Raw genomic sequence first — 18,186 nt, forward strand, 5'->3', positions numbered from 1 at the left:
AGGGGTCCGCCTTGTCGCTGCGTTCAACTCAGTGAACTGGATCGTGCTTCGTCAGTACGTCCAATGGGGCGGCGCCCCCGTGCGGGAGCGGGGACTTTGGGGATTGAACCGTTTGTTCGGGGGGCTGGTCAAGGCTTTCCATGGTCAAGTATATGAACGCAGGTCATAAAGCAGAACGCCTTTGCCTGTTCTTGACTCACCAGGACGTTGTCGTGAACGCGACGGCGGTAACACGATGGGCGGACGCTTCGTCAGGCGCCGTACACGCGGAGGCGACCGCACGGGACGCGGGTCCCGTGCGGTCGGAAAGAGGGAGGAAGCAGGGCAGCGACTACGCGACTACCGCATCAGCTCACCCGCGTTGACCAGCAGCGACTGGCCCGTGATCGCGCGGGCCCGGTCGGAGGCCAGGAAGGTCACGGCCTCCGCCACGTCGCCGTCCGTGGCCAGTTCGGGCAGCGCCACGCGCTCCGTCAGCCGGCCCAGCACCTCCGGCTCCGGCACGCCCTCGCTGTGCGCCGTGAACCGGACGTACGCCTGGACCGGCGGGCCCCACATCCATCCGGGCAGCACGGTGTTGACCCTGATCCGGTACGGCCCGAGTTCGCGCGCCATCGAGTACATCGCCGAGGTGAGCGCCCCCTTGGAGGCCGCGTAGGCCGCCTGCTCGACTTGCGACGGTGCGGCGATCGCCGACTACGTACCGATGATGACGACCGAGCCGCCCCGCTCCTTCAGCGCCGGCAGGCAGGCCCGCGTCATCCGCAGCGTCCCCAGCAGGTTTACGTCGAGAACGCTCTGCCAGGTGGCGAAGTCCGCGCTCTCGACGCCCCCGAAGTAGCTGTCCAGGGCGGCGACATGGACCACCGCGTCGATGCGCCCGAAGCGCGCGACGGCGAGCGCGGCCAATGCCTCGCACTGCTCTTCGTGGGTGATGTCCGTGGCGAGATGGGCCGTGTGCCGGCCGTCCGGATCGATCTCGGAGGCGCACTTGACCAGATTCGCCTCGGTGCGGGCGCCGAGGACGGCATTGCCGCCGTCCCGTACGGCGGCCGCGGCGATCCGGTGCCCGAGCCCGGCGCCGACACCCGACACGACGACGGTCTTCCCCTGAAGCGGCATCGGCATCGGCATCGGCATTCGGTCGCCTCCACGCTCTGGCCATCCATCTGACGAGGCGTCAGAGTAGGTCCGCCCGGCGTCGGAAGGAAGGGACAGGCACGCCATGGATGATGACGACACACGCAGTGAGGTGTACGCGGAACTGGCGGGCGTGGGGCCCTACGGCGTGCGGCCCGGACACGCACTGATCACCATGGCCGAGCCGCACGAGGGCCACGAGCACGCGTACAACCGCTGGTACGAGGACGATCACTACATCGCCGGCGCGATGGCCATGCCCTGGATGTACGCCGGACGCCGCTGGGTCGCCACCCGCGACCTTCAGCTCCTGCGCTACCCGGAGAAGTCCGCCGTCGCGCAGCCCGTCACCGCGGGCTGCTACCTCTCGACGTACTGGGTGACGGAGGGCCGCTACGACGAGCACATGAAGTGGACCGTCGGCATCAACAAGCGGCTCAACCGCGACGGGCGCGTCCACCAGGACCGTACGCACGTCTTCACGGCCTTCCAGGACCACGAGGCGACCGTCTACCGCGACGGGGTCGCCGGGCCACGCGACTTCCATGCGCTCGACCATCCGTACCAGGGGCTGGTGCTGGAGGTCGTCGACGCCGAGAGCCCCGAGCGTCGGGCAGAGCTGCTGGAGTGGCTGCGGGACAGGCACCTGCCGGAGCGGCTGGCGGGTACCGGCTCCTCGGCGGCCATGGTCACCGCCTTCCGGCCGACGCCGTTGCCGGGCGACCGGATGAGTTACGTGAAGCAGGTCGAGGGGGTCGACACCCGGCTGACGCTGCTGTGGTTCCTCGAGGCCGACCCGCGCGAGGCGTGGGAGGAGCGGTTCGGCGGGCTGGACGGGGAGGTGGCCGCTTCGGGGCTGGGGCGGGTGGAACTGGTGGCGCCGTTCATCCCGACGGTCCCGGGAACGGACCGGTACGTGAACGAACTGCGCTGAGCGTATGCGGGGCGGGTACGCCAGAGCCCCCTCGGCCAGGACGGCGGACCGGTCGAGAGGGCTCTCTGCCGTAACTCGGGCTGCTCAGCGCGGACCTGTCAGCCGAGGTCGAAAGTCCCCTGGCCGACCCCGCCCACGAATGCGCTCCAGGAACCGGGAGCGAAGGTGATCGAAGGGCCCTCGGGCGCCTTCGAGTCCCGCACCGCGACGGCGTGTGTGACCGGGGACTTGACCTCTACGCATGCGCCGTTACCTCCGGAGTACGAGGACTTCGTCCAGGTGTCCGTAGCGCCCTGATGGATTGCCATGTTCGCTCCGATTTTGCTGGTCGTGGAGGGAGACGCCAACGTTTTGTGCTGGCGGGAGCGACGCTACTCGCGAACTTGGCGGCGTGAGGGGGGCGTTCACCCGACCGGATGGCATATTCCATGTAAGCCTTCCGCTGCGGGGCGGCCACGGTGTACCGTTCCGGTTTCCTCGGCGGAGGCGCTGCTTCAGCGCGCGTATTCCTTCGCGATGTCCGCGATGAACTGCCGCGACGCTTCGACATTCAGCGCCTGGGCGCGCAGATGCTCGTACATCACGCTGTACTTCTGTACGTCGTTGGCCTTCTCCAGGTAGAGGTCGCTCGTGACGCCCTCGATGTAGACCACGCTGGAATCGGCCGCGTCCGGGAACTCGAGGATCGCGTAATGGCCGCTGATGCCGGGATGCGCGCCCATGTCGAAGGGGAGTATCTGGACCGTCACATGGGGCAGCTGCGACTGCTCCACCAGATGCTCCAGCTGCTCGCGCATGAGCTGCTTGTCGCCGACGACGCGGCGCAGCGCGGCCTCGTCGATGACGGCCCACAGGCGCAGCGGCTGCTCGGCCGTGAGGATGCGTTCCTGTCGGCGCAGTCTGACGTTGACCCGTTTCTCCACGTCGGTCACCGCCGTCTCGGGCAGCGCGCCGGTGATGAGCGCCTCGGCGTACCGCGGGGTCTGGAGGAGGCCGGGGACGATCTGCGGGTCGTACACGCGCAGTGAGGCGGCGTCGGTCTCCAGGCCGATGTAGACGCTGTACGGGATGTCGCCGAAGGCGTGCCACCAGCCCTGCTGGCGGGAATCCTTGGCCATCTGCATCAGGGAGTCGACGATGCGGTGGTCCTCGACGTCGTACACACCGCACAGGTCGCGTACGTCGCGCTGGCTGATGGAGCGGCGGCCGTTCTCCAGGCGGCTGATCTTCGACTGGGAGACGAGCAGGCGCTCCGCCACCTCTTCGGCCGTCATGCCCTTGAGCTCGCGGAGCCGGCGGAGCTCTTGGCCGAGTCGGCGTCGCCTGACGGTTGGGTTGACGTTGGACGCCACGGGAACTGCACCTCCGGCTGAGTGCGTTGTGCCTATGTACTGCCAGCACGCTCTACTGCTCAGCAGACTGCCACCAATGGTCATGTCCGCGCTGGGAAATGGCCACACACGGTGCCGACGCAAGCGCGCGGGGTGGCGGTCCGGTCCTGTCCCGGATGTCCTGGACGGCCGTTCCACTACCCCGCGCGCTTCGGTGCGGCTCCCGAACCGGGTCTTGGGGACGTCGGTGCGGCGTTGGTCCTACGGGTGGTGCTCGGGTGCTGCTCTTCGGGCTGCGGCCCGGCTCAGTGCGCTGCGAGGCGCGCCATGCCGTCGCGGCGTGACTGTGCTTGCGATTGCAGTTGCGGTTGCGATTGCATCGGTACGGCCGACTGCGGTCGGCCACCCGGTGCGGGTCCTCGGCGCGGCTGTGCGGCCACACCGTTCTGAACGTCCATCACGGCGTGCGCCACGAGTCCGCCCATGGGGTCGTGCCTGATCAGATCCCGGAGACGGGAGCGTGATGAGCGCCCCTCGTTGCCGGGGTAGAGATGCTTGCCGAGACCCACTGCGTGAGCGAGCGCGGCCAGCGCCGCGGTCCGCGGGTCCGGCGGTACGCCGGTGCGGATCGCACTGTCCAGCCGGGACCTGATTTCCCGGCAAATCACCGATTCCGTCGCTTGGTAGCGAGTCGTCGGCAGCACTCCGCACATCTGTCCCGCCACGGCATGCACCATGCCGCACCGTTCCAGATGCGAGAGATACGTCTGGCGGAGCCCCAGTCGGGGTCCGCCGATCCAGTGGACCGCCCGAACCGGGCTGCCGCGCCTGCGCAGCAGTTCCAGTGCGGAGTCCAATGTCGGATCTCCTGTCGGCCGTGCCATCACCACGGCGATACGATCCCCGTCTGGGGCTATCCGTCCTGCCAGAGCCAGCTCTACTAGCTGTGCCCCGGCCAGGCCGAGGTCGAGCGACTGCGGCTGCGCTGTGGTACCCGTTGCCGGGTCCAGAGCGAGCAGTAGAAGCTCCTCCGGAAGTGTTCTGCGGCTCCTGCCCATCCATGCCTCCCCGCGTGGATGAATGACAGGGTGACCCCTCTCACATTCATCTGTCGAGAGCGCCTGGGTGCTTCGTACGGGAACCGGCAGGTATGTCGTTCTCGTCTAGCGAAGAGGCCGGGGTCTCAGACAGGACACTGGTACACGGTTCGGACATCGGACCGCGGACAGCGGACGTATGCGCGGGCGCGTATGAAGGAGGCATCGGTGGCGGGCGAGTCCCCCGACAAGTCGGAGCAGCGGAAGTCGTCGGGGGAGACGGCTCCGGGCGAACGCGATCCGCGGCTCGCCGTTTTCCGGGAGTCGGCCGAGAGGCCGGAGCCGGAGGACCGCGGCCGCGTGGATCAGCCGACGGCAGTCTTCAAGATGCCGCCCCCGGAGCAGTCTCCCCCGGCCTCAGAGACCCCGGAGGCGGCCGAGACTCCCGAGACGGCCGAGATCCCCGAGACTCCCGAGGCGGCCGAGACCCCCGAGCGCGATGCGCGCCTGCGGGCCGCGGTGGCGGCGTGGGTCGCCACCGCGGAAACGCCGGCCGACGCGGAGGCCGCGGCTGCGGAGGACCGGACCGACGCCGCTGACGCGTCCACGGCGGGCCGCGAGGGCAGCCGGGCGGCCGATGCCGCCGAGGCGTCGAGTTCGGCCGCTACGGACGGCGACGAGCCGCCGGCGGGCGAGGCTGCGGCGGCGCTGTCGGCGGACGCGGACCGGGCGGCCGCGCCCGCCAACGACGAGGCCGGCGGTGAGGCGACGTCGGACGGTGACGCCGCGGCTGCACGGCAGCCCGAGGTGGACGCGGATGCCCCCGGAGCGGGCCGGGCGGCCAAGGCCGACGGAGATGAGCCGTCGGCGGCCGAGGCGGAAGCCTCGACGCGGGCTGACGCGGACGCGTCGGGTACGGGTCGGGCGGCTGGGTCGCAGCCTGGCGCGGGCGGCTCCTGGACGGGGCGTGACGTTGGACCGGCGGCTGTCGCCGCCGAGGCGCAGGGCGGCCCGCGTGAGTCGGCTGCGGCCGACGTGAACGCGAATGCGAACGCGAATGCTTCGGGCGAGACCGCTCGCGCCCTCCGCGAAGGCGGTCGGGCGGGTGGCGAGGCATCGGTGGATGCGTCCGATGGGGGCGAAGACACTCCCACGGCCGCCGCAACGCCGGCCGGTGGCGACGAGTCGCCGGGAGACGGCCCCGGCGCGGGGCGTGGGGTTGACCAGGCCACTGCTGTGTTCAAGGCTGTGCGGCCGCGGCAGGCCGTTGATCAGCCGACCACCGCGCTGAAGGCGGTGGGCAAGCCCGGGACCACCGAGTCCGCCGCCGAGCGCACCAGCCAGTTCGTTCCGCTGAAGCGGGACGACGTACGGCCGCCGGCCGCCAGGCCCAGCCGTGCCCCCGCCGCGCCCCCGGCCGGCCCCGCGCCGTCCGGGCCGGCTCCCGCGTCCGCCCCCGTGCCGGAGGCGGAACGTACGCGGCAGCAGCCGCTGCCGCCCAGGCCGCCGCTCGACCTGCTCGCCGAGCTGACGAACACCCCGCCGCCGCCCGAGACCCCGGTCAGGACCGCCGTTCGGCGGGTCAAGATCTGGACGCCGCTGGTTCTGCTGCTGCTGATCGTCTTCGCGGTCGCACAGTTCCTGCGCCCGCTTCCCTCGCCCACGCTCGCGCTGACGGCGAAGCCGACGTACACCTTCGAAGGTGACGCGATCAGCATGCCGTGGCCCGAGGGCGGCCAGTCGGCCGTCGAGGTGCAGGGTGTCGGCAGCATCGGTACGCACGGGGAGCAGAAGCCCTCGCCGATCGCGAGTGTCGCCAAGGCGATGACGGCGTACGTGATCCTCAAGGAGCACCCGCTCAAGGGCGACGAGACCGGCCCGAAGATCACGGTCGACGAACAGGCCGAGAGGGAGTCCAAGCTCCCCGACGAGTCGACCGCCGCGATCAGGGAGGGGCAGCAGTTCACCGAGCGGCAGATGCTCCAGCTGCTGATGATCCCGTCGGGCAACAACGCGGCGCGGCTGCTGGCCCGCTGGGGAGCCAAGTCCCAGGACGAGTTCGTCACGAAGATGAACGACGCCGCCAAGGACCTCGGCATGAAGAACACGACGTACACCGACCCGAGCGGCCTTGAGGCCTCCACGGTGAGCACCGCGGTCGACCAGCTGAAGCTGGCCAAGGCGGTCATGGAGAACGACGTGTTCCGCGAGATCGTCAACATGCCCCAGGCCGAGATCCCGGGCATCGAGGGCAAGATCTACAACAACAACAACATCCTGCTGCAGCCCGGCGTGAGCGGCATCAAGACCGGCTCCTCCACCCCCGCCGGCGGCAACCTGCTGTGGACCGCCGACACGGTCATCGACGGCAAGGAGCGCCGGATCGTCGGTGCGGTGATGGGCCAGCAGGACGCGACCACGCCCGACTCCAAGCTGCAGCTCGCGATCACCAGGAGCCTCAAGCTGATCCAGGCCGCCCAGCGGGACGTCACGTCGGCGACCGTCGTGAAGAAGGGGCAGGTCGTCGGTTACGTCGACGACGGCCTCGGCGGGCAGACGCCGGTCGTGGCGACGAAGGACCTGAAGGCGGTCGGCTGGCCGGGCCTGAAGGTGGAGCTGGCGATCTCCGACGCGGGCAAGCCGCTGCCGCACGCCGCGAAGGCGGGTGACGAGGTCGGTCAGGTGACGGTCGGCTCCGGACCCGGTCAGGTCAAGGCGCCGGTCGCGCTCCAGAAGGACGTGGTCGAGCCGGGCTTCGGCGACAGGCTGACCCGCGTCGGCTGACGTTGGGCCGATGAGCGGAGTGCTGCCGCCGGACGCGGGAACCGGCGGCAGCACTACGGGCGCCGCGTGTTAGCGTCCGGGCAACTTGGGACGCGGGGACGGCGTCCTCATGCGTGTCGGGGGGTTGTTGGTACCCGGGGAGAAACGGGGAGAGTTGTAATGACCACCGCTGAGCCCACGCGCGCCGAGTGCGGGGACCGTACCGAGCGGCCCCAGCGGCCCCAGCGGCCCGGTCCGGCGGCGCGTGTGCGGGTGTCCGCGCCGACGCCCCCCGCGGCCCTGCCCGACGACCGCCCCCGCCGCTTCCTCCGGCACCCCGTCACCATCACGACGGCCGCAGCGGCACTGGCGCACATCGTCTGGTTCTTCTGCTTCGCAAACAGCGGCGGCGACCTCGCGGCGCAGGACGCCTGGGCCGAGTTCGTCGGCCGCCACCCCGATTCGGCGTACAACCTCGCCTGGTACGGCGGGATGCACCCGGTGTCGTACAGCGTCGTCTCGCCGTATCTGATGTCCGTCCTCGGTGTCCGTACGACGATGATGATCGTCGGCACCGTGTCGGCCACCCTCACCGCGCTGATCCTGGTCCGCGTCAAGGCGGTCCGCAATCCCCTGTGGTGTTCCCTCGCCGGGGTCTTCGCCTTCCTCTGCAACGCCCTGTCCGGGCGCGTCACCTTCGGCCTCGGCATGATGTTCGCGCTCGGCGCGGTGGCCGCGGTGTTCTGCTGGCCGCGCCGCTGGGCCGCCAACCGGTGGGCGAAGGCGGCGGTCGCCGCGCCGCTGGCCGGGCTCGCCACCGCGAGCAGCCCGGTCGCCGGCCTGTTCCTCGGTGTCGTCGCGGCCGCGCTGTTCCTCAACAAGCGCCGCCCCGGAGCGTACGCGCTCGGCGTGGCGCCGGTCGTCGTCGTCGCCCTGTCCTCCTGGGTGTTCCCGTTCTCCGGTACGCAGCCGATGTCGCTGGCGACGGCCTCGCTGCCGTGGCTGTTCGCCGTCCTGGTGCTCGTGCTCGTACCGAGCGACTGGAAGACGGTCCGCACGGGAGCCGCCGTCTACGCCGCCGGCGTGCTGCTGACCTGGCTGATCGACTCTCAGATCGGCAGCAACGTCTCCCGGCTGGCGATGGTGTTCGCGGGTGTCGTGCTGCTGGCCGCGCTGCCGTTCGCCGCGCCCAGGACGCTCAAGTGGTACGCCATCGTGGTCGCCTCCGTCGGCTTCAACGCCTGGGTCGGCATCAAGACCGTCGACGACGTCATACGTACCGCGCCGACGGCGTCCTGGGCGCGTGAGCTGGCGCCGCTGGTCAACCAGTTGCAGGAGGTCGGCGCGGAGAAGGGGCGGGTCGAGGTCGTCCCGGCCAGCAGCCACCGCGAGGCGTCGGCGCTCGCTCCGTACGTCAATCTCGCGCGCGGCTGGAACCGGCAGGCCGACATGGAGCGCAACCCGCTCTTCTACGACGACACGCTGCACAGCGACACGTACCGGGAGTGGCTGGACCGCTGGGCCGTGCACTACGTCGTGCTGCCCAAGGGCGCCCCGGACTCGGCCGGCGGCGCGATCGAGGAATCGGACCTCGTACGCGCCGGCCAGCCGTACCTCAAGCCGGTCTGGAGCGACGCCAACTGGCAGCTCTTCCGCGTCGACGACCCGACGCCGCTGGCCGACCCACCCGCGACGGTGGACCGCGCGGGCGCGGGCGAGCTGACGATCCGGGTGAAGAGCGCGGGCCGGGTGCTGATCCGCATCCCGTACTCGCCGTGGCTGGGCCTGGTCGACGCCGAGGGGGAGCGGGTCGAACCGCCCAGCGAGACGCCGGAGTCGAAGCGGCGGGAGGGCCCGGCGGACCGGACGTTCACCAACCCGAACGGCTGCCTGATAAAGGCGGAGGAGGACGCGGCGGGCGACGAGTGGACACAACTGCTCGCGCCCGCCCCCGGGGTGTACCGGGTGGCGGCGCCGTACGGGCTGACGCGGGGCACGGCCTGCCCGGAGGAACTGCGCCGCTGAGTGCGGGAGCGGGCCCGGACAACGGTCGACCGGGACCGCTGGCACTCGTCTCCTCAGCCGCGCCGACCACGGTGTGCCGTATCGGCCGGAGTCAGCCGAGGTAGACGCGGGCTGCGGCGATCGGGCGTGCGTCCACCTTGTGGGCGGTGGAGGAATTAACGCCCCAGCGGTAGCCGGAGAAGAGCTTCGTGGTGGCGTCCGCGTAGAACACCATGTGGCCGTAGCCGGCGCCGTTGTGCTCGGTCCATTCGGGGGTTCCGCCGGGAGTCTCCTGGATGCGGGTGTCGGGGAAGCCGCGGTAGGTGGCCTCGGCGGTTTCGGAGGCGGCGGGGTTGCCGTGCGGGTTGCTGGTGCAGTCGATGATGTCGAAGACGTAGGGGACGACATCGGTGCCGACCTGGCTGTCCACCGGCGAGCTCCATGTCCCCTTGCGTTCCCGGATCATCACGATGTGTCCGGTGTACGGCTCGCTGGTGCCCGCCGGGTCGTAGTCCAGGGCGACGAGGTCTCCGGGGCGGAGGTTGACCGGCTTGGTGACCGCCGTGAAATGGGGGATGTTCGCAGCGTTCGCGAAGCCCTCACGAAATTTTTCGGCCGTCGGGTAAAACCTGCCGGCCTCGGTGTTGAAGTACTGGCTGAAGTATTCCCTGGTTGCCCATCCGTACGCCGTTCCGGTGCCGTAGGCGCGTTGCAGGACCAAGGTGATGAACGACGAGCACTGTGCGAACGAGGAGAACTGTTCCGGGTGTCCGGGCGTGCCCCAGACCACCGCGGAGTTTTCGTCGGGGAATTCCCCAGCGGTCTTGTAGCGGTTGGCGCCGTCGCTCCACGGACGCATCCGCAGATAGTCGATCAGCGCCTCGGCCTCGATCTGGTGCGGAAGCTTGATTTGGTACGGGCTCGGCGGCGGCACCTCAGCGGCAGAGGCGGTTCCCACGGTCGAGCCGGTGACCAGCGCGGCGCCGGCGCCGGCGGTGGCTGTCAGCAAGCCACGGCGGCTCAGTCTGTCGTAGGACATTGAAGTTCCCCCCAGTTTGTCGTCGGATCGAATGAGCGTCCGACGTCCTGCGGGATCCTATGGCAGGTGGCACGGTTGTTCAGGGGCTGGTTGACCGCTCAGCACGCCCTACCCGCCCGGCGGCGCCGCGCACACCGACGGGACCCGGGGCGTGCCCAGTTCGCGGTGGCGGGCCGTCTCGTCGTCGAGCTGCCGCAGCAGGCCCGTCAGGAGCTCCTCGTCCTCCGGCGCCGCCAGGAACTCCAGCACCGCACGGTAGAACGCGCCCCGCACACCCGCCGGCATCACGTCCGACGCGTCCGCGCACAGCCGCCGCGCCCCCGTCAGCGTCTCGTTCACCGCCCGGTTCGCCCAGGCGTCGCCGTACGAGCCGACGGAGACGGGGAAGAACGGCCGGTTCCTTTCCGGCACCGCCCGCGCCCAGGTGGCCCGCGCTTCGTCGCCGGTGAGGAAGGTGATGAGGGCCCGTGCGCCCGCGGTGTCCCTGAACATCGCCGCCATGTCACCGGCCACCTCGTACGCGCCCCGGTTGTTGTCGAGCTCCGCGACGGCCTTCGTGGTCGGGGCGTACGCGATGTCCTTGCCGTACAGCCGCCGGACGAAACTGCCCTGGTGCTCGCGCCCGCACCCGCCACCGGTCCGCTTCAGCAGCCCCTTGCCGTCGTTGCCCTCGAAGTCGCTGCGCAGGGCGGCGTCGGCCCGCGACCCGATCAGCCGGCCCCACGTCTTCCACGCCTCGCGGACTTCCCCGCTGCCCCAGGCCAGTTCGCCGGTCGCCCACTGTTCGTACACCGCCGGGCCCGATTTCTGGAGCAGGATGTCCTCGATCCAGTCGCTGCCCGGCCACCCCGTCGTCGCGCCGGAGCCCACGCCGATGCACCAGGCGCCCTGCTGGGCGGGGCGGCCCGGATAGTGCCAGACGACGCTCTTGAGGTCGACCTTTATGGGCGTCCAGTACGTGTTCTTGCGGCCCCGGATGATGAGTTCGGGAGCCCACGGTTCCGGGGAGCGCTCGCGGACCTGCTCGGGAAGCGGTACGAGCACCCGGTTGTGCGCGTACTCGGTGAGCTCGCCGAGGCTGTTCAGTACGGCGATGTCGGGCGGTGATCCGGCCTGCATCTGCGCGAGGAGCGTCTCGCGCAACGACGTCGTGCCCTGGTAGTCGACCTCGATCCCGTACTTCCCCGTGAACTGCTCCAGCACCGTCTCGAAGCTCTCCGCCTCGTCGCCGGTCCAGGGGCCGAGCACGCTCACGGTGGGCGGCGGCTCCTTGGCGCAGGCGGCCGAGGTCAGGGCGAGCCCGGTGAAGAGGCAGAGAGCCATGAGCAGCCGCAGGGACCGCAGGGGGCGGGTCATCGGTGGCCTCCCGTGCGGCGGCGGGGCACGGCGTACTCGACGAGCAGCGACTGGAGCGTCCACAGGATGACCCCTGCCATCAGCACGGCCCCGAGCGGAATGAACACCGTGCCCCGTGACCAGACCTCGGTGTTCCCCTCCCGTACGGCCTTGTCCATGCCGGTCTCGGCGTCGGCGACGGCGGCGGCCCCCAGCGGTGTGCCGGAAGAGCCGGCCGCCGGTGTCAGCCCGTCGGCCGCGTGCTGTACGAGCGTCTGGCTCGCGTGTGCCTGCCACGTCCCGAACGCGAGCACCGGAACGGCCGCCAGCAGCAGCGTCACCGCCGCCAGCGGAATGCTCAGCCGCAGCCGGACGCGCTGCCGCAGGAACACCTGGGTGCCCACCAGCCGCACGCCGAGCAGCACACACGCCGTGACCGCCACCGGCCAGGCCAGCAGCGGCGCGGCTCCCCAGTCCTCCTGGCGGTCCAGCGCCGCGCCCTGCCGGGCCTGGAGCGAGGCGATCCGGTCGAGGATGCCGGACTTGCGGGCGTACATCATGCGCTCCGCGTACGCGAGGTTGGCGTGGCTCAGCTTCGGCTGCTTCGACTGGGTCCACGCCCCGTCGATGCGCAGGGCGTAGCTGTCGACGAGCCCGGACGCGATGCGCAGGGTCTGCTGGTCCTCGCGGTTCAGGGCGCCTGTGGCGGCGGCCCGGGCGAGGCTGCTCTTCGCCTCGGCGACCTTGGTCCGGTACTCCTCGCCGCGCGCCAGGATGTCCGGCCACCTGTGGTTGCGGGCCCGGTAGTCCAGGTGCTCGCGTGCGGTGATGTGGGCCTCCTGGAGGGAGGTGTTGGCCCTGGCCAGTTCGACGACGGCGGGGCCGGTGCGGTCGCGGATCGACACGGAGTCGCTGTGGACTTCTTCGTACGCGCCGAACAGCGCGGCGCCGCCGACGGCGGTCAGCGCGAGCAGCCACGTGAGCTGGCGGCGCAGGTAGTGGACGGTGCTGACGCCGTCAGCTCCGGTGGCTGAACGCCAGAACCGGCGTGGCAGATACGTCGTCATCGGCACTCGGGGTCCTGCGGCTTGTGCTGCGTGCGCTTTTTCTGCGGCGGCAGCATCGTGCTGTGGGCGCGCAGCACCATCGCCGAATTGATGTCGAGCGGCCGGATGTCCGGGCGTATCTCCACCTCGCCGGCCGCCGCGTCGATGATCCGTACGACGTCGCCGAGGCGTTGCAGCATGGGCTCGTTGCCCATCGCGTGGGCGCGGCGCACGGCCTCGCCCCAGGCCGCGCGGGCCCGTACCGGATCGCCGGCGCGCTGGGCCGCGCGGCCCTCTTCGAGGCCGCGGACGAGGGCGTCGTGATGGGCGTAGTGCTCCACCTTGGGGTCGTACGTGCTGTAGAGGTCGCGATGGCGCGTCCAGTGGACCACGAGAGCGCGCGCGGGTGGCAGTTGCGGCGCGATGCTTTCTTCTTCGTCCCGCACCTCTCGGACCACCTTCAGGTCGGCCAGCCACAGCGCCCGGTCGACGGGCTCCTGCGGCGTACGGGAAGCGGCGACGCACACCAGGTACTCGCGGGTCTCGTCGCCCCACGGCGGCGTACGGAATTCCAGGCACCGGTCGCTGATCGTCACCCGGTCGGGAAGCAGGTCCCGGCGGGTGGGGTGGACCTGCTGGACGGTCAGCGGGCCGCTGCCGGCGCGGTGCGTGAGGCGCAGGCGCAGGCCGGTGAGGCGCCGGCCGACCGACTCGGCGGTGACGGCGCGGAACTCGCCGGGCAGCGCGTCCAGGTCGCGTACGGCGTCGGCCTTGCCGTCGAGCCCGCCGGCGACCAGCTGGAGCTCGTCGGGGTCCCAGTCCTCGCCGATGCCCAGCGCGTCACAGGTGAACAAGCCCTGGCAGGCGGTGACTTCGGCCGCGAGGGCGGCGCGCTGCTCGTGTTCGTTACGTCCGTCGCTGAGCAGCAGCGCGTGCCGGATGGTGGCGGCGGGCCGTGGTCCGAACAGCTCGCGGGCGAGGGCGAGCCAGCTGCCGATGGCCGTGCCGCCGCTCGGTACGAGGCGGGCGATGGCGTCCTCGGCTTCCTTGCGGGTGGTGGCGTCGGCACGTACCAGAGTCGTCGCCGACGGGCCGGAGCCCGTGGGGTAGACCAGCTCCGCCGTGTGGCGTCCGGCGACGATCGCGAAGTACGTGCCGTCGGGCAGCGCGCGTACCGCCTCCGTCGCCGCGTCCTGGGCGGCCCACAGCTTCTCGCGCGGGTAGCCCATGGAGGCGGAGCAGTCGAGGAGCAGTACCTCCGCGCGGGAGAGGGGTGCCGGAGCCGCCGCCCCTTCCCGAGCCGCTGCCAGGTCCACCGTCACGGTCACCACGGCGCACATGCGCGTCCCGCCCTCGGCCCCGCGCTCCACCGAGATGTACGGCTGCTGGCTCACTTCGAGGAAGACGGCTCCCGCGCCCCCTGTGGGGGCGGCGTCTTCCAGGTCTCTCGCATCTGCCGCATCTTCTGTGCCGTCCTGAGCCATGTGTGCTCCTTGTGTGTCCAGCGCAGTGGCCGGATCCCGTTCGCCAGGTCGAGCAGCGCGTGCGCCCGCACGTCGCCGGCCTGCTGGGAGAGGCCCCGGTACGCCTCCTCCAGGCGTCTGCGCAGCCTGTTCTCGGTGAGGTCCTCGTCCTGGACGCGCTCGCGCAGTTGCGCCAGCCGCCGCGCCCTGCTCCCGCTGTCCAGGCCGCCGGGCGCGCCGCAGACCCAGTCCAGGACGACCTCCCTGATGTGCGTCTCCAGCCGCAGTACCGCGTGCCGGTCCGTCAGCCCCTCCTCCTCCTGCAACTGCGTGATCCGGGCGAGGGCGGTGACGATCGACTCCAGGGGCGGCGGCGCGCCGTCCGGGGGCCGCCGGCCCGCCAGGATGCGTACGATCGCGGTCCGCGCGGCGGTGCGGTGCCGCGAGTCCTTGGGTACGTGCTCCAGGATGTCCAGCGCCTTCTCCCGCTCCTCCCGGGCGAGATGGATGCGGGCGAGCCCGAAGGCCGCGCTGCCCAGGGAGTGGTTACGGAGCCACACCGCCTCGTAGTAGTCCCTGGCGCGGCCCGGTTCGCCGAGCCGTTCGTGGCAGTAACCGAGGGCCAGCTTCGGGGCGTACTCGCCGGGGAGCGAGTCGTAGACGAGGTCGAACTCCTCGCGGGCCTCGGCGATGCGGTCGTGTTCGAGGTGCAGCAGCCCGGTGTGCCAGCGCAGGCGCCAGTCGTGCGGGGCCATGGCGCCGATGAGGCGGGTGGCGAGGCCGAGTTCGTCGCGCGCCCGTTTGTGGTGGTCGATACGCCGATGGCTGCGGCGGGCGAATTCGCGGCGGGCCAGGCCCAGGTGCAGGCGGCAGCGCAGCAGGTGCAGTTCCGGGGACGGCGACCAGTCCGCGAGCAGTTGCAGCAGGCCGGGTGCGTCGTACGAGATGCGGGCGAGGGAGGCCGCGTGCGGGTCGTCGGGGTCCGCCTTGGGTACGGGCAGGCCCGCCGCGACCTCGTCGGGGGAGGGCCGTGCGGCGATCAGGGGGAGGCGGTGCGTGCCGTACGCCCAGCGGTCGAGGGTGGGGGCCTGGCCGAGACCGCCGTCGAGTGCGGCCGACGCCGGTTCGAAGAGGCGGGAGGGCTCGAAGGTCTCCGTACCGAGCCGTAAGGAGCGCAGTTCGCGGATGACGCCGCGCAGCTGGAGCGACATCTCGGCGGCCGTGGCGAACCGTTTGCGCGGCTCCTCGTCGGTGGCGCGGGCGAGCGCGCGGTGCAGGGACTCGGCGCCGAGGCCGGGGGCCGGGTGGTGGGCGGAGTCGGCCAGCTCGCGCAGGGTCACGCCGACGCTGTAGAGGTCGGACTGGGGGTACGCCCGGCCGTCCCGCTCGACCTCGGGGCCCTTGTAGTGGTCGGTGTACGGTCCGGGAGCCCCGAACTCCCGTACCCCGCCCACATCGATGATCTTGATGCCGTCGCCGCAGTGCATGACGTTGTCGGGCTTCATGTCGCCGTACACCTTGCGCTCGTGCGTGTGCAGATAGCCGAGCGCGTCGAGGATGCGGATCCCGTAACTGACGATGAACTCGTGCACGCGCGGCCCGGCGAACGGCTCCTCGTCGCGCGCGATCCGCTCCGCGATCTGGTGCAGCGCCATGCCGCCCGCGAACTCCATCACGATGTAGTCGGTGCCGGTGGGGCGGTGCGTCGCGTAGTTGATGACGCGGATGATGTCCTTGTGGTTGAGGTCGGTGAGGTGGCGGCGCTCGCGCAGCGCGACCTCGCGGGCCAGTGAACTGTGCGGGTTGCGCAGGCCCTTGAGCGCTACGGGCCGGTTGTAGAGCTGGGCGTCCTCGGCGAGATAGACCCAGCCGAGGCCGCCGTGGGCGATGGGGCCGACGACCTGGTACTGGTCGGCGAGTACGTCGTCGCCGCTCAGCTGGGGCTGGAGCGCGTACGGCGTACCGCAGCTGCAGCGCCCCTCGGACGTCACGACGCCGATGTACTCCGTGCAGTCGGGGTTGCCGCACCGCATGACGTGGGAGGACGGCTGGTCCGCGGCGGGTTCGACGAGGAGGGTGGGGTCGGGGACCTCGACGTGGGGCAGGTCCATGAGGCGGTCACCGGCGGGGGAGAGGACGAACTGAGGGCCGGCGGGGGCTCGTTGCTGGGCGGGTGCCTCCGTCGCTGCCTCCGCCGCCTCGGCGTCCACGGGAAGGCCGGTGAGATCGCAGAAGCCGGTTTCGGTGACCTGCCCGGTGCAGCCGGGGTGCGGGCACGACTTCATCGTCATTGCTGCCCCGTTTCGAGCGCCTTGCGGGCCTCCTGTACGAACCGCTCGACCGCCGCCTCCGCCACCCTCAGCTCGCACGGCCCGCCGGTCAGCAGCCGCTGCGCCTCCTGGTGCAGGGAGGCCGCCGCCTCGGTGATGCCGTGGGCGGCGAGGCGGGCCTGGTGACCGTCGAGGAGGCCGCGCAGGTCCTGGTGGCGGGCGAGCTGCGCGGTCAGCGTCCGGTGGGCGGTCTCCGCCTCCAGCAGGGCGGTCTCCACGGTCCTTTCGACGTACGACAGCTTGACGAGGAAGCCGGTCGTGTCCTGCTGCGGATCGGCTTCGAGGCGGGCCGCCTTGAGCTCCAGGTCGGGAGCGTACCGGGGGACGGACGGCAGCGGGCTGACGCAGGTCGCCGCCCGCCGTCGTAACTCGCGGGCGTGTTCCTCCGTACGGGCGAGGGCTTCGACGCGGCGGCCGATGCGCTCCAGCCAGCGCTGGGGGCGCGTGGCCGGATCGAGGAGGAGTTCGTACGTACGGTGCAGGGCGGGCGAGTCGAGCTGCCGGAAGACGAGCAGGAGACGCCCGCCTCGGCGTACGAGCGTGTGCAGCAGCCCGACCGTCTCCAGCGGCTGGAGGGCGTCGTCCACGCCGCGGGCCACGGTGGTCAGCGGCAGGGCGTCGGCGGCGATGCGCGCGGGCAGGGGCAGCAGGCCGGGGCCGTCGAGCGCCATGCCTTCGGCGATCTCCTCGGCGATCTGCGCGGGCGTTTTGCCGCCGACGTCGAGGGCCAGGTCGAGGCTGCCGGCGCGGGGGAAGGTGCCGGTGTGGTCGGGGCGGGAGGTGGTGATGGAGGTGCGGGGGGAGCGTTCGCGGTCGGCGAGGGTGAGGGTGGTGCGCAGGGCGAGGGCGGCGTCCTGGTCCTCGTCCCGTACGAAGGTGATCTCCACGTCGGCCAGGTCGTCCTCGCCCGCCAGCCAGCGGGTGAGCCAGCGCGCGAACCCGCGGTCGGCGGCGGGGCGGGAGGAGGCGGGGCCGGCGGACGCGGGGCCGGGGTCGGCCTCCGGCTCGGCGGGACTGGCGGTGAGGGTGGCCGGGACGGGTGGCCGGCCGCTCACGTAGCGCTCGCGCACGAGGTCGAGGTGCTTGACGATCGTGCCGGTCGGGATCATGTAACCGTGTCGGTGGTGCGCACCCCCGCGCTGGGAGTCGAGCTTGCTGACGACGATCCCGATGACGCGGCCGGTGCGGTTGTCGACGACGCCGGCGCCGCTGAAGCGCACCAAGATGGTGTCGGCCTCCGTGACCGGATCGATCTGCACCCACTCGTCGCCGGGGCCGCCGGGGCCCTTGATGAGCGCTTCGGCCCACTTGCCGCCGGTGAGGCGGGAGGGGTAGCCGGCGAAGTGGACTCGACGGTTCCAGATGGTCGGCAGCCGGTGGAGGATGGCGTGCGAGTCGACCGGCGGTGGACCGTCGAGCTGGAGGAGTGCGAGATCGCCGGTGTGGTCGTCGGCTCGTGGGACCCAGTGTTTCGGTACGACGGTGGCGCGCAGGGAGCACGCGTCGGCGCTGCCGGATCCCGGGAACTCGACCGTCACGGCAGGGTGGTGATCGTCGGTTCCGGGTATCCGGATGACATGCGCGCAGGTCAGGACGAGCCCGTCGCCGAGCAGCACGCCCGCTCCGACCACCTGGCCGCGCGCGTCGGCCATGCGCAGCCGTACCCGCCAAGTTTCTTGATCCGTACGGAAGTTGGTTTCACTTTTCGGCGCCCCCATGCTGTACCAGCGTAGTCGCAGCGGGTGACAATGGGGCCTTCGCTGC

At 71.2% G+C, this 18,186-nt stretch carries 12 protein-coding genes and 1 pseudogene; 3 read left to right on the forward strand and 10 right to left on the reverse strand.

Translation table 11 applies throughout. The annotated features are described in order from the left end of the window. Positions 1-339 precede the first annotated feature (339 nt). Positions 340-1,122: pseudogene (locus J7E96_RS11250) on the reverse strand (SDR family oxidoreductase). 103 nt (positions 1,123-1,225) lie between these two features. Here J7E96_RS11250 and J7E96_RS11255 point away from each other — a divergent pair. Beyond that, a complete protein-coding gene (locus tag J7E96_RS11255) occupies positions 1,226-2,074 on the forward strand; it encodes a hypothetical protein (protein ID WP_215130104.1) in 849 nt (282 codons plus the stop codon). 98 nt (positions 2,075-2,172) lie between these two features. Here J7E96_RS11255 and J7E96_RS11260 read toward each other — a convergent pair whose 3' ends face one another. The 3 genes from J7E96_RS11260 to J7E96_RS11270 form a co-directional block, all read right to left on the reverse strand. Then, complete coding sequence (locus J7E96_RS11260; RefSeq protein WP_069928331.1) at positions 2,173-2,382, reverse strand: DUF397 domain-containing protein; 210 nt, start codon at positions 2,380-2,382, stop codon at positions 2,173-2,175. Between the two features lie 186 nt (positions 2,383-2,568). Further along, positions 2,569-3,426: a helix-turn-helix transcriptional regulator gene (locus tag J7E96_RS11265; protein WP_215130105.1), complete on the reverse strand. Its 858-nt coding sequence runs from the start codon at positions 3,424-3,426 to the stop codon at positions 2,569-2,571. 284 nt (positions 3,427-3,710) lie between these two features. Then, on the reverse strand, positions 3,711-4,463 hold the full coding sequence (locus J7E96_RS11270) for a GPP34 family phosphoprotein (RefSeq protein ID WP_215130106.1): 753 nt from the start codon (positions 4,461-4,463) through the stop codon (positions 3,711-3,713). 207 nt (positions 4,464-4,670) lie between these two features. On the opposite strand from J7E96_RS11270, the gene J7E96_RS11275 reads away from it, so the two are divergent. Together J7E96_RS11275 and J7E96_RS11280 are read left to right on the forward strand one after the other, a co-directional pair. Beyond that, a complete protein-coding gene (locus J7E96_RS11275) occupies positions 4,671-7,226 on the forward strand; it encodes a D-alanyl-D-alanine carboxypeptidase (RefSeq protein WP_215130107.1) in 2,556 nt (851 codons plus the stop codon). Between the two features lie 159 nt (positions 7,227-7,385). Then, entirely contained in the window at positions 7,386-9,230 is a 1,845-nt protein-coding gene (locus tag J7E96_RS11280) for an MFS transporter (RefSeq protein ID WP_215130108.1), read from the forward strand. A 91-nt stretch (positions 9,231-9,321) separates the two neighbouring features. On the opposite strand, the gene J7E96_RS11285 is transcribed toward J7E96_RS11280, so the two are convergent. From J7E96_RS11285 to J7E96_RS11310, 6 genes are all read right to left on the reverse strand, one after another. Then, complete coding sequence (locus J7E96_RS11285) at positions 9,322-10,248, reverse strand: hypothetical protein (RefSeq protein WP_215130109.1); 927 nt, start codon at positions 10,246-10,248, stop codon at positions 9,322-9,324. Between the two features lie 108 nt (positions 10,249-10,356). Continuing rightward, positions 10,357-11,604, reverse strand: a complete 1,248-nt coding sequence (locus tag J7E96_RS11290) for an extracellular solute-binding protein (protein WP_215130111.1) — start codon at positions 11,602-11,604, stop codon at positions 10,357-10,359. Further along, entirely contained in the window at positions 11,601-12,650 is a 1,050-nt protein-coding gene (locus tag J7E96_RS11295) for a hypothetical protein (RefSeq protein ID WP_215130113.1), read from the reverse strand. The genes J7E96_RS11290 and J7E96_RS11295 overlap by 4 nt, the downstream gene beginning before the upstream one ends. After that, the gene (locus tag J7E96_RS11300; RefSeq protein ID WP_215130115.1) at positions 12,647-14,113 is read right to left on the reverse strand and encodes a VWA domain-containing protein; all 1,467 of its coding nucleotides are present in this window, start codon (positions 14,111-14,113) and stop codon (positions 12,647-12,649) included. The genes J7E96_RS11295 and J7E96_RS11300 overlap by 4 nt, the downstream gene beginning before the upstream one ends. After that, entirely contained in the window at positions 14,020-16,383 is a 2,364-nt protein-coding gene (locus J7E96_RS11305; RefSeq protein ID WP_215130117.1) for a serine/threonine-protein kinase, read from the reverse strand. The genes J7E96_RS11300 and J7E96_RS11305 overlap by 94 nt, the downstream gene beginning before the upstream one ends. Beyond that, positions 16,380-18,140: a serine protease gene (locus J7E96_RS11310; protein ID WP_215130119.1), complete on the reverse strand. Its 1,761-nt coding sequence runs from the start codon at positions 18,138-18,140 to the stop codon at positions 16,380-16,382. Before J7E96_RS11310 ends, J7E96_RS11305 begins: the two co-directional genes overlap by 4 nt. Between the last annotated feature and the right edge of the window lie 46 nt (positions 18,141-18,186).

This window comes from Streptomyces sp. ISL-96, assembly GCF_018614035.1.
Classification (GTDB): domain Bacteria; phylum Actinomycetota; class Actinomycetes; order Streptomycetales; family Streptomycetaceae; genus Streptomyces.